Below are 13,733 nucleotides of genomic sequence, written 5' to 3'. Positions count from 1 at the left end.
ACTGGAGACCCGATCGGTTTTCTTGATCAGTATTATCTCTTCTCTAACAATAACATCACTCAACAAAGCATTCGCAACTCCATGCCAGCGGCAGCGAGTGTTCGCAATCTAGTTGTTCAAAACCCTGACAGCCTCTTCGGCTTTAACATCATCAACCGCTTCCTCGCTCTGAATATTCCCCAATTCAAATGGCGTGACCTCCCCCATAGCCCACAAGCCCTTAGCCAACCAGGCGCCCTAAACGCCATCTTCTCAGCCTATGCCGTTCATCGCCAAATGAACCTCGACTCGATCGCTGACCTCGGCCGTGTCTTCGACCCCGTCGTTTACGCCAGCAACCTCGACGAAGTCCGTTTCGCTCAACCCGGCGGCACATCCCTCAACATCGGCCAAAGCGACGCCCGTCCCAACCTCCCCGACCACAATCCCAACGGCTTCATCGTTGACCCCGCCAAACCTCAAACCTACATGCTCGCCGCATGGCGCCTCATCGACTTCTTCACCACCATCCCCCACCTCCACCTCCCAGGCGCCTACAACATCAACGGCCTCCTCCGCGACAACGGCCGCACCCTCCGCGCCCTCTTCCACCGCCTTAATTTCAAGGAATACAACCAGACCATTGAAAACAACTCTGCAGATATCGTCAAAAAATCAGACGTCTACGACCCCTACCTCATCAACAAAGAAAACCCCTCCAACTCAGAAATCGACAGCCTCGTCAACTCCATTGTTCAAGCCTACAAAAATCTCAACCCAGCCATGCCCATCACCATCGCCCCCACTGCCCTCGCCGAGCGCGGCCAGCTCTCAGAGCTGCAATTCAACGGTCGCTACCTTTTCAGCGAAACCAACCTCCTCGGTATCGACATGGCCAAAGCCACCGGTCGCACACGCGAAGCCCTCCTCGCCCGCCTCGCAGAAGTCATCACCACTCGCGGAAACGTCTTCACCGTTTACTGCGTCGGCCAATCCCTCACACAAGCCCCAGGCTCCTCCAACCCAACCCCCATGGCCACGGCAAAAGCCAAAGTCACCTTCTCTCTCCATCCCGTTTACAATGAGAATCCCGCCCTTCGAAACTACAACCCCAAAGCACCCTACGACAAAATAGATTACGAAAACGCCAGCAATAACTCTAGCATCACAATCAACGACCGACATGATGTAAAATATGATCCCCAAAAACGTTTCAGCCCGCCATCCGACTACCTCATTAAAATCATCAGCGCTGAATATTACTGATATACCCATCAACCGCTCAATCCGCTTATGAAAACCCTCACCCCTCTTCTCCTCCTAGCGTTATTACCATTCTCCCTCCACGCCATTTTGCCGAGTCAACTCCCCAAAGGCGCAAAACTCCGCAACAAAAACTTCGGCTACATCCGCATCCTCAACGCCATCGTCGACCCCAATCCCAGCATCTCCCTCCAAATCATAGATGGCAAAAAAAAACCGATCCCCATCGCCCCATCCATGCCGCTCTTGTGGACAGGCAACTTCGCTCACCTCGAGCCAGAAACCTACACCTTCTCCCTCATCCGCCCCGAATCCCCAAACACCCCCATCCAAGAAGTCACCCTCAACATCAAGCGCGACGAATACTACACCATCCTCCTCCTCGGCCGCGACGGAAAATACCGCATCGAGACGATCAACGACACCTACGACCCGGCCACTAAACAAACCACCGACGTCCACATCCGCAACTTCTACCAAGACCTCCCCCTCATCATCCTCGAAAACGACAAAGAAGTCCGCCGCCTCGACTACGGAGATTTCATCGAATACAACGACGTAGACCCCGCCACCTTCCGCATCACCCTAAAAGCCCCCCACCCCCGCGGCGACCTCATCTGGCCCATCGGCATCTACGAAACCACCGCCCGGCGCTTCTTTTACTACGCCGTCAAGACAGACATCTACACCCTTCACCACGACCTCATCAAGCCCAACCCGCTGGTCGAAATCGTCGCCGAAGACGGCTCCATCATCGACGTGTCCACACTGCCCGAAGAATAAACCTAGCACCACAAGCACCACACCTTCCAAAAAAAAACCACAGCACCAGAAAGCCTCACCACAGCCCCTTGCCCCTACACCCAACCTTCATTAAACCCCATTCACAACCGAATCGCCCAAACCCAAGACCAACTTAACCCAGCCGCCCATCAAGGAGCGAGCTGCACCTCCAGGCGATAAAATCTTCGCGGCGCAGAATTAGGATGCGAGCCCGTCGTGCTACCATTATCGATCCAGGTCATGACGCCCCCAGTGCCATTCATCCAATTTGATGCAGCACTCCAAGTGGGATTAGCTGTCAGCGAGTTAGTAAACTGCACTCGATATTGACGCCCCGTCAGCGTAGCAAATTGAAGTTGATTCCCCAAGGCCCCCAAAGGCGTGATTTGAAGGATAGGTAGATGAGCATCAGAAGAGTTATTAGCGGAAGTGCCAAGAACGTATTCCGCAAAATTCGTCCGACCGTCGCCGTCAAAATCACCACCCGCCCCGTTGATGCCATTAGGATTATTAGGATTAAGCCCGTTCGCCGTCTCCCAAGCATCCGGCATCCCGTCACCATCGGAATCAAATGTGCTTGGCTGGATATCAAAGCCAAGAGCGACTTGGAAGGTGCTGCCGCCTGTAACTTCGACTTGGTGAGTAAGACTTTGATTGCGCATCGGACGAGCATCGAATAGCCCATCATCATCATTCGCAGCAGCATTAAACGTAGCATTGTTTCCTCCTGCACCATAGATCACCGAAGTGGTCACCTTTGCCGATGGCGCATCATTCACGAGAGTAAAGATACCCCCGGTATTTTGCACAGGCAGCAAATTCTTTTGGCCGTTAGCAAGCAGATCGGAAAGATGTGGACTAAGACCAAACCGAACAAATAACTGAGTGACTCCACCCAAAAGGGTATAAGTCGCCTGAAGCGCTTTTGAATTTGCACCCAAAGTGATCGTCTTCTGTATAGTAGATGTGGAGAAAGTCCATCCGGCCGTGCTCCCTGAGCTCGCTGGAGTCACGTTGTAAAGAGCATTGATATTTGTCGTAGTCCCGTTCCCACCTTGAATCGCCCACCTATCTTTGAACCCTGAAGTCCGATGTGCCGCAGGAGTGTTGTTAAATACGTTCGCAACTCCCTCGCTTTCATCCTCACTATTCGAATACGAGAGAAAATTGCCCGTCGTCTGGTAAACTTGATTTGTCTGCGGATCCCGAATCCACGAGGCAATAAGACGGCCCCCCATGCGCTCAAAGTAGGCAAATATATGTTGATTCATCAATAAATACTCGTTCTCTCCATCCAAATCTATGTCCTCCGCAGATGCCTGCGCAGCCCCATTGTAAACTCCATTCTGCGCAGAGATAGCCCATGTATGCACCCGATGATACACCGCTGCAAACCGTGCCTGCGACTGCGTTACACGAGCAAAAGCCGCTAAATTATCCGGATTATCCGGAAAAACGAATGAACCATTCGAGAAACGCGCAAAATTTAGATTCGGATTTGTCTGATTGTGGAAACCCGCAAGCCGATTGGCAGTAAATAACGTCATTCCAGCCAGCCGAGCCAAATCTGTCGCTGCATTCGGAATCGAGAGCACTTTATCCCATGCATCCTTCAGAATACCAGAACCCGTTCCCAAAAGCGTCCCATAAGGCTTCGGAAGCGGCACTGCCGTACGAATGTTGAGGAAAGTATCTCGCAAACCCTGATAGACAGGCTGCCCGTTCACTTGCAGACCATTATACCAATGATCGTAATTTTCTCGCGTCGCATAATGTAGCCACTCGTAACTTACATTAGGCAACGTCGTGCTGTTGCCACGATTTACCGTATTCCACGTATCCGGCACGTTGTCTGGCGGCACCGATATATCAATCACATTATCCGCAATCTGATCTGCCGTCACAAACTGTATCCACTGTTTATTGGCCATCCATCGTAAATTCACGTCATATGCATCCGCTGTCAGCTTATCCCGGAAATCATCAAAATACGAAACCAACGTCACCACCTGCGGATGTTGCCCATCCCAGACCCCCTCATTTGCTCGCCCCGCCAAATACTGTCGTTGATTGATCGGTAAGCCGTTGTCCTGATTCGTTTGTCGGATCAGATCGAAGGGTCGCACTATCGGTAGACATCGCACTCCATTAAAAGTATTGATCCGATGCGCGTCTACCCCGATCGAGGCATTAAAACCAAAGAATGGATTTAGCGGCGTCAAATGATTCACCCACTGTCGCATATGAGTCGGCTGATCGATAAACGTATAGTTAAAGCCCATCTGCTGGATTAAATTGAGCGCGTTCGCATTCAATATCCGCTCCGGCGCCCAAAATACCTTCGTCGATGTCGCCCCAGCTCCGTAAATCCCATCGAGAATCTCCTTTGCAAGCTGCACACTCGACTGCGTAAACTGGAGCGGATAGTATGGCAACGGATGATCGGCAAATGTTGTGCCGGTAAGCTTCGTCAATCCTTGCTGGACGAAATTCTTGATCCGTTGATTGAATGCAGGGCCGTCGCGCCACGGTTTATTCGCATTAGGATTCACTTCCGCCCATTGTATAGCTGAGGCCAATGTCGGCGTGATGTGAAGCGTGAAAGGAACATTAAACGCCTGGTGAGCATCTAGCACACGATAGTAGCCTGCTCCGGCACCGTTGTTGATATACTGCTGTATCGTCGATGCTGGCAACAGAGGTTCATTCCCATGCACTACATGAATCACTTTGATCCGTTTTCCACGATCATTATCCGCATTCACCCCTACCCACTGGGGCAACGGATACTGCAGTAATTCGAGCCTCTTATTTAGGCGGTATTGGTCGATCCCAATCGGCGACGTCGTCGTCCCCGCCTCATCCTCCGTATACCAGTCGTTTCGAATTGTATCGTGAATATTCGGACCGTCGAGAACGCCACCTGGGTTGCTAGCGGAGAGCGGTAAAGTGTTTAGCCCATCTCGTGTCGTGATGACTTGATAATTTAACTGACTCGGATTGATCCCATTCCAACCCGCATCCAGAAGGGCCTGGCGACTAATCGAAAACTCGATCGAATCAAGCCCATAGTCAAAATAAGCTGCTTGAAGGCCAGTCGCATGCGGGCTTCCCGGCTGGCTTACTCGCACCTCGACATCATTCGCTGAGTAGTTGATGTTATCGGTGAGCACATTAGTGTTCGGGCTACCGGGTTTGTTCACGAAGACGGTGCCTTGATTCGGCCCGCGCACCGCTATCGCTACCTCCCAGCGCATCTTTGTGAGCACATTGAGATTATCCGGAAGCTTGGCTTCACCCACATTTACGTTGCCTGTGTCAATCAATATGTAGAGATCGAATCCTTTTTCGATGCACGCCTGTCGCAGATCGAGTAGATCCACACGGAAATAGAACCGTCCGTCTGACCCACCATCCCGTGCGTAGAAAGCGAGTAGATCGCGCGATCGCTCACAGTTATCACTCTGCCATGGCCTGAAATAAACGTCACCTCCGTTCGTCCCCAGGCCTCCCGATACCTCCAACGGATCAAAGCGATCCAAGGCGATGATGTCATTCGCTGACCAATCGGTGAATACATTATCGTTCACTGCTGCCCCCACGGTCGTCGTTGCCCCTGGGCCGATCACGATGGAGCCAGGAGGAGGCGGCGTGCCTGTATTGGGCGACTTCGGATTAGTGCCGTTAATAAACTCTTGCAAGTTGGTGAAACCGTCGTTGTCAGGATCGCCAGTCGCCCCGTTGGCAGGCGAACCCGCTGTGCCACTGAAGAAATTGTAGGTGCCATTATCCAGCGCATTCAGCCCTTGGTTGACCTCCCAGCCATCGGGGAGGCCGTCACCATCCGTATCCGCCCGCAGTGGATCCGTCTCTTTGATCAGTATCTTAGGCCAACCACCACTCTGCTTGATACCGTTTCCTGCAGGGCTGTAGTCTGCAAATAGGGCGGAGTAGTTAATTCCTCGGGAGGTTTGCCCGCCGTATCGGTAGGAAGCGCCAGCCACGTGTTGTGCGCCGTCAGTAGTCTGAGAGAGAAGAATTTCTTTTTGCGTATTGTTGGAATAAAGGAGGAAGAGGTCTGTGCGACCGTTGAAATTCTTGTCTTCGCCGTTCCCATCGGATAGCCCGTCATTATCAGAGTCGCCTAGGTTGGCCGCCGTCTCATGCCAATTCTCGCCTGTATCAATTTTGTTGTTGGGCCACTGGCGAGTGAGGGCAGGTTGTTGATTGGGAGCGAGCGACTGTCCATCTCCATCTGTCCACCCGTTGCGATTGGCGTCTTCGATGCCGTCCTGAAGGCCATCACCATCCGTGTCGGGGCTATTTGGATCGGTAGTGGTGCCTCCCCGTAGCTCAGCACGACGCCAATCTATCCCAGCAGGATCTACGTTAGGCACTTTACCAATGTTGTCCGTAGTATTGTAAAAAGGCGGATCAAGATCAGCGATGAAGTTGGGTATGCCATCTCCGTTCGTATCAGCCGAGAGATTCGTGGCAGAGGCATTGATAGGCGTGCGGAATCCAAGCTCGAGCGCATCGGGCAGTCCGTCACCGTCCGAGTCAGGGCTTAGCGGATTCGTGAGACCATAAGTGAAGTGAATGTGCACATCGCCGTTGTTCCATGATGCAGATGGCGTGGTCGGAAGAGACTTCGGAGAAGTCTCATCTACATCGAGCAAACCATCGTCATCGTCATCGGCATCGTTCGGATTTGCCGCTACCAGTTGTAGCAGGCGGACTTGAACGGCTCGCGTCGCCGTGGCCTCGATGGTAGAGGTGTTGCCGTCTGTATCGGCATTCGCTTTGAGGGTAAACGTTCCCTCCAACACTGTCTTGTTGTTATTCATGGGCAAACTCCAGATAAAACTCCACTTTTTGATGGTGTTGAGCGTCTCCACATCGTCGAGAGCAAAGGTGCCAGGGCCTGTGCCTTGGAATACTATGTTAAGATTTTGCACTGTGTTGCTCGTTTCAACTGTGACAGTGTATTCTCGATCTGCAGGCTGAAGGCTTGCCTTCTCTGGCAGGGTAAGGACAAAGGGCGTATTGTCTGCATTGACTGCAGGAGGCGTAATGAAATTCACCAGCGGCGTTGAAACCGGCTGAGCCTTGACCAAGCGCTCTGCCATCAGAGGAAGGAAACCGTTCCGGAAGAAATGCACTTTAATTTCATGAAGGAAGTTGGGGTTGCCGTTGTAGAGGTTAGGGAGCGTGAATTTGAGAGCGTGGTGGTTGGGTGTCTCGTTGTAAACAATGTCGTAGAGATAGAAGGGCTGTGTGGTTCCATTGATTTTAAGGGTAAAGCATTTAATGAGATCCTCCTTAGAGATATTGTTGCCGAGCATTTTTGAGAAATACACCTTCAGATCATAACCTTGGAAAACCGTATCCCCATCGTTTTGCGGCCAGCCAACATACATCTCGTAGCCGGGACCTTGTGTGTTCACCGTACGAGTAAGAGTGGTGTAGTGACCTGCAACGTCGGTGAGGGTATGGTTGGGCGATGAACTGATCTCTCTGAGACGCACTTGGATGGTCGCTGTCCCAGAGGAGGGGATGTTGATGTAGTTGAATCGCCATTCGCGGTTGAAAGAGTTCGGCAGGCCAGGTGTTGGGGGCCGCTCATTGGCCTTCACCCAGGCTCCATTGCCGTTGTTTTGACCGGTCACTGAGTCGTCGTTGCTCGGCAGAGAATCTTGAATGCGATACCAGACCTCCGTCACAGTGTCGTCTGCTTGCACGACAAATTCGTAATTTGGCGATGTCAAGGTCGTGCCATCTGTAGCAGGAAACCGTATCATCCCTTCAGGGCGCTTCGTGTCATAGTAGAAGACTCGGGTAAATGTGTTGAAAATCGGGGCACGCTTACCGTTCCCTTGGGGGGCTCCGTCGCGTTTCAAAAATGCGCGGGCACGAATAACGTTCATCCCCTCTTTGAGACCCGTCGTCATAGCCCCATAATCCATGTGGGGGAAATATTGCACAGTGGTAGCGTTAAAGTTCTGGATAGCAAATTGCGTCTCCATTCGTTGCTTAATGGCAATATCTGTCGGGGAGAAGGGGAAGCGGCTCGGGGCGTTGGTGCGAAAAGCGCCGATCTTGTAGCGAATCTTCGTGCCGGCAGGCTGTGGAGGAAGCGTAGCTTTCCACCAATCGGCTATTCCCGTCCCATCAAATGGAGCATTCGATTGCCAGGTTGCCTCGATTACTTGGGTATTGGCTCGTCCCACCCCGGCGCTTCCCTCAGGAAATGTCGCCCCATCTGTAGTATAGTAGACAAAGACCTTTGAAACCTGATTCTGATAGCCGACCTTAATCCATAGTGTGATCGGTTGCCCTGCAGCCGACTGGGGAGCAGGTTGAAATTGCAAGGCATTGCTAGGGCCATCGTTCGCCAGCGGATTGTGGTAGACCCACTGTGCTGTGCCGGTGAAGTCGTTGAGGTTAGTCGGGCCGTTGTAGATCACGGCACCAGGAGAGCCTATCGTCACTTCATAGGACTCCGAGCCAGGTGACCCGATTGTATTCCGGATAACGTTTGCTGCTGCAAACTTTTCTGCAACGCGATGTATGAAGGTGCCTTGCTCATACCCTAAATACGTATTGTTGGAAAGAGCCGGCGGATGATCGCGTTTCCCCGGATCGGTGTTGCCGGGCGGCACAGTGCCATTTAGATCTATCCCCCCGTTGAGCTTAAATAAAACGTTCTCCGCTGAGCCGTCCACTCTGGCAATGAAGGAAAGATTGGTGCCGTTGGTCACACGGGGAACCGGGGCAAAATAGGCGCGATCTGTAGTGTTGGAGTCCGGCAACCCGTAAGGATTGAACGCAGGGTCCCCATCCTTACCATCGTAGCGACGAACCATCACCGTCTGGGTCACTGGCTGCCCATTTTGCAAGATCTGGATAGGGTGCATGTCTACATTATGCTTGGGCTGACCCCAGGCAGTAACTCCTTGATTCCATGCTGCAGGGATTTCAGGATTGCTCCACGAGAAGACGTAGTATTTGTTGGGGTCTAAGATAAAATTTGAGCCATCGAGGTTTTTGATGGTGCCGCCTTGAACCTTCACTTGAAATCGTCCCCCGTGCATAGAGTAATTCACAAGGGTCGCTCCCTCAGCGAAAGTAGTGGTGAACGGCGGAAGCGGGGCACTGTTTGTCCCAATTCGACGTATGCAAGCTAACATCGTCACCGCGTCACCATCGGTCATGGCTGGATTGTCCGATTTATCCCGACGCTCAAAAATGGCTTGTCCTGAGTCGCTCCAACGACCATGTTGAGTGCCTCGCGCAAAATGTTGGTTGATATATACTAAGTTTGGAATGTGAGGATCGCCCCACTGCCCTACGAAAGCGTTATCCCCGTGTTGTGTGAAGTTTTTCTCTCCTGGCGTTGTGGGAGATTCATTGTAGCCATCAGTGTAAGGTATCGGAAGACCATCTACGGTGAACATAAAAGCATGCGCGATCGGACGATCCGATAATGGAATATATGTCCCCTTGCCAGTCATCGGGCCAGAGATGTCGTTGTTGTCGTGATTTCCTGTAAACATCACTTCTCCACTCGGACCATACGGTCCCACAAAAGCCCCTGGTGCGTCCGCTCCTGCTAGGCTTCCAAACCCAGATGAGCGATCACGAAAACGATCCAGAGTCCAGTTATACGCCATGCGCATGCCGGAGTTGAAATGATTCCCCATCTCATTCGGCCCACCGATATACTCCCCGTAGAGCATCGCATCATCTATCGGACCAAAGTTGGTGTAAACAGTATCTCGGTGGTTGTTCCAATCACTATATCCTCGCGTCAAGTTGAACTGCATCTGTATGTTCCCGTTATATCCGATAATGCTGCGGTCTCGCACGGCTAGGCTAGACCAGAAATCTCCAAAAAAATTCGCCGGCACGTGCTTGACGGCATCCAGTCGATAACCGTCGCTTTTATATTGATCCGTAAACCAACGAACGGCCCGAATCAAGAACCCGCCCACGTCTTCGGGAACAGGATTCCCCATGTTATATTTCCCATCTCCTGCCCCCCACTGCAAGTTGTTACGGTTAGGATTCCCTTCGCCCACTCCGACGTCCTGAAACGGCTCAGACGCCTCTCCCGCATCGTGCTGTCCGTTATTATTCGTATCACTCCAATCGAACTTACCGTTGTTCTCCCCAAAATCGTTCGTATTGGGATTGCCGTCTAGCCCGACGTCGCTGTAGGGCTCTTTGTTGGCAAAAGGATGAACGGTGATCGTCTGCGTCCCATCGTTCACCTGGATGGGAAGATCCAAATCAGGGTAATATCTCGTGGTATCGGGTGCATAAGGATCGTTCGGGTAGTTTGGCTGGCGCACGCCTACATACAATGGGTGAGGCGGATTGGGGAATTCTCCATCGTCTTTAGTCTTGGGACCAAAATGCAGGTTTTGCGAGGTGCCCACGGCGATGTCGAGCCCGAAGCTTGTCGTAAAAACATTCAGAAAATAAGTATCATAGCCGTATGGCTGAACGCGGTAATACGTGTTGCCATCGGAGCCCACGATAGTGCGCAAGTGAAAATCTTCAGGAACCATCCCCGGTTGGATATTCAGTGGCGTGTTAGCATCATAGCCGGGCGTTGGCCCACCATTATGGTTCATCACGTTATCAAAATGAACTCGGATCCCATGAGTGTGAGCCGTCTGGATAAGTGCCTTGAGTTCCCCTGCCGTTCCATACCGCGTCGGTATCGTTCCCATCTGATCCTTCTCCCCAAGATCGAAACGGTCGTAAGTATCAAATCCGTATGAGAAAGTCCCCCCACCTGCTTTGAAAGGAGGAGGCAAATAGACCGTAGTATACCCAATCTCTGCTAGCTCAGGGATCTTATCGCGTATCTCCTTCCATGGGGTATTGAAAAATTGAAGCACCACTTCCTGTGCGGATGCCTGACCGATTAAGCCAAACAAAAGAACGATCCAGAGCTTAACTGGTGCTACAGATATGCGTTCGGCTCTATAATTTGACATGCAAACATACAGATAATGCGACACACGCATGTGATATACTTTACTATACTAAATCACACTAGCAAATTGCAGTGAAGCCGTGCACCAAGTTGTCTGAAAGACAGCCTATCCGCATCCCTCCTGCCCGTCACCCCTAGTATGGGCTTAGTTTCGCGGTTAATTTAGGTTTTCGAGGCAGCCGTCCGATCTGGAAACGCAAAAACAACCTTATTCTCTTCGTTCAATTCCAAATATGCTCTAAATGGCTTCTTAGTTCGAGCCGATATGAATCCTGTCAACAAATCCGTTCGTCTTTGCTGCAGAAGCTTAGCTGCCTGCTCTCGGTCGATGATTTGATTTAATATTTTCTTAGAAATCTTAAAGTTACAGCTTGCTTTCTGCCCTAGAGCGTTTTCGCAGATATATGAACTTGCGGTTTCGTAAACCTTAGCTCCATCAACAGGGCATACCCCGATCGGCTCCGAGTTGATTATTTCCTCATCCTGCTGAACGCGATTTTCCTCGGAAAAGAGGAACTCCACCTTGTTTTCGTCATTCAAAATCAACGTAGCCGTAAATGGGCGATTGAATTTTCGGCTAATGAAATCTGAAAACGGACCGACTTTACGTTTCTCGATCAACTCGATCACCTCATGAGGCTGCATAACACGTCCCGAGATCACTTTTGCAATTCGGAAAGAGCCATCCCGCGTCTGATAATACCGTAAGGTCTCCACTAATTCAGCTCCATCAATAGGAGAACGCGCAGGAAAAGGTTTGGGTTCAAGTCTGGACTCCTCGAAATTTTTCACTCTATCCACGATAGTGCGAGTCAGCTGGACAATTTCCGACATAAACTGCTCGCGAGTGTATTCCCCTGCCTCGATCTGTTTGAGTTTATATTCCCACTCGCCCGTAAGCTCTGGAGAACGCAAAGTCTCAATATCGAGCGCTTTGAGTTGCTCCATCAAGGCAAAAGCCTTGGGTGTAGCCACTAATTCTTTTCCGAGTCGATCTATATATTTTTCAGAGATTAACCCCTCGATGATCGCTGCTCGCGTGGCTGGAGTGCCAAGTCCTTTCTTGCCCATCGCTTCCCGAAGCTGTTCATCCTCGATGAGTTTCCCAGCACCTTCCATCGCTGAAAGCAAAGTCGCTTCTGTAAAACGTGCTGGCGGTTTAGTCTGCAAAGTCTTAAGCTCAATCTTTTCTGTGAAGGGTTTCTCTCCATTCTTCACCGGCACCAGGCGATTTTCCGAATCCTCTTCAGACTGATCTTCTCGCCCGTAAACAGCCAACCAGCCCGCCTCAATCAAGACTTTTCCCTCAGACTTGAAACAGTGTTGAGCGACACGGGTAATCCGCGTGACGACTTCGAATTCCGCTGGCGGATAAAAAATTGCAATCAACCGTTTGGCAATTATCTCGTAGATTTTCATCTCCATTTCGTCGAGATGCTTTGCCTCTGTCGTCGTCGGTATGATTGCGAAGTGATCCGAGATTTTGCTGTTATCAAATACGCGCTTATTCATCCTCAGCCAGCCTTCATCAAGCACCTTTTGAGCAAACGGCGCTAATGTCGGCGCACGAAGCGCGGCCAATGTTTTACGCACCGTCGGCAGGTAATCCTCAGGAAGCGCACGAGCATCTGTGCGAGGGTAGGTGATCACCTTGTGCCGTTCATACAATGCCTGAGCGATTGCCAAAGTGCGCTTGGCCGGTAGACCCAACCGCGCATTGGCTTCACGCTGGAGAGTGGTCAGATCAAACAGCAAAGGCGCCGCTTGTGTAGTCGTCTTTTTTTCTTCCTCGACTTCTCCATATTGCCCCTGACACGCTTTCAATATCGACTCCGCTTTGGCGCGCTCCCAGATACGTTCAGCGCGCGCATGCTCATCCGTATCCGATTTTTTGAAATCTGGATCAAACCACTTGCCCACATAGGTGCCAGCTTGCACAGCAAATGTGGCATGCAATTCGTAATAGGTGCGAGGAACAAAATTTTTAATTTTGATTTCCCTATCCACAACAATAGCCAGCGTCGGAGTCTGCACCCGTCCCACTGTCGTCAGATAAAATCCCCCATCCTTGTTATTCAGCGCAGTCAGGGCTCGCGTGCCATTGATGCCGATGAGCCAATCCGATTCATTGCGCGAGACAGCTGCTGCAGCCAACGGCAACAACTCCTGATCCGCACGCAAATGTTCAAAGCCTTCCCGAATCGCATCTGGCGTCATAGATTGCAGCCAGAGACGACGAATCGGTTTCTTTGTTCCACAATACTGAACGATATAGCGAAAGATGAGTTCTCCCTCGCGTCCCGCGTCGCAAGCGTTGACGAGGACATTGACGTCCTGTCGCGCAATCAACTTCTTGATCAACTTCAAACGCGCCTCCGTTTTTTCGATCGGCTTAAGCTCGAATTTTGCAGGGATCACCGGCAACGCCTCAAACGTCCACTTCCCCTTTTTCTTTTCCATTTCTGCAGGCACACACAGCTCTAGCAAGTGCCCCACTGCAGAGGTAATGATCGCCGTCTCGCTCTCGTAGTAATCGTTTTGTTTTTTGAAACCTCCAAGAGCTTTGGCGATATCTGCCGCGACACTAGGTTTTTCAGCTATAATCAATGATTTCGACATACCTAAGATACGGTTCACTTACTCTAGAGGATTCTCCTCTCTTTTGTTCTCATCTTGTGATGCTTCCACCTGTGGAGCCTCA

Annotated in this window: 4 protein-coding genes; 2 read left to right on the top strand and 2 right to left on the bottom strand. The window is 51.2% G+C overall.

From position 1 onward, the window contains the following. The coding region (locus NZM04_10005) for a hypothetical protein (GenBank protein MCS7064351.1) at positions 1-1,245 on the top strand (1,245 nt) is incomplete at its 5' end. Between the two features lie 27 nt (positions 1,246-1,272). After that, positions 1,273-2,025, top strand: coding sequence for a hypothetical protein (locus tag NZM04_10000; GenBank protein ID MCS7064350.1), 753 nt, complete (start codon positions 1,273-1,275; stop codon positions 2,023-2,025). 149 nt (positions 2,026-2,174) lie between these two features. Here the strand turns inward: NZM04_10000 and NZM04_09995 are convergent, their stop codons facing one another. Further along, the gene (locus tag NZM04_09995; GenBank protein ID MCS7064349.1) at positions 2,175-11,033 is read right to left on the bottom strand and encodes an alpha-amylase family glycosyl hydrolase; all 8,859 of its coding nucleotides are present in this window, start codon (positions 11,031-11,033) and stop codon (positions 2,175-2,177) included. 161 nt (positions 11,034-11,194) lie between these two features. Further along, the gene (locus NZM04_09990) at positions 11,195-13,651 is read right to left on the bottom strand and encodes a DNA topoisomerase III (GenBank protein MCS7064348.1); all 2,457 of its coding nucleotides are present in this window, start codon (positions 13,649-13,651) and stop codon (positions 11,195-11,197) included. Between the last annotated feature and the right edge of the window lie 82 nt (positions 13,652-13,733).

The sequence above is a fragment of the Candidatus Methylacidiphilales bacterium genome (assembly GCA_025056655.1).
Taxonomy (GTDB): domain Bacteria; phylum Verrucomicrobiota; class Verrucomicrobiia; order Methylacidiphilales; family JANWVL01; genus JANWVL01.
The sequence above is the reverse complement of the archived record's forward strand: the minus strand, read 5'-3'. Positions and strand labels throughout refer to the sequence as shown.

Bases quoted from the DNA above. Each gene is read 5' to 3' on its own strand.
- NZM04_10000 (MCS7064350.1), top strand. From the start codon at position 1,273: ATGAAAACCCTCACCCCTCTTCTCCTCCTAGCGTTATTACCATTCTCC.
- NZM04_09990 (MCS7064348.1), bottom strand. From the start codon at position 13,651: ATGTCGAAATCATTGATTATAGCTGAAAAACCTAGTGTCGCGGCAGAT.
- NZM04_09995 (MCS7064349.1), bottom strand. From the start codon at position 11,033: ATGTCAAATTATAGAGCCGAACGCATATCTGTAGCACCAGTTAAGCTC.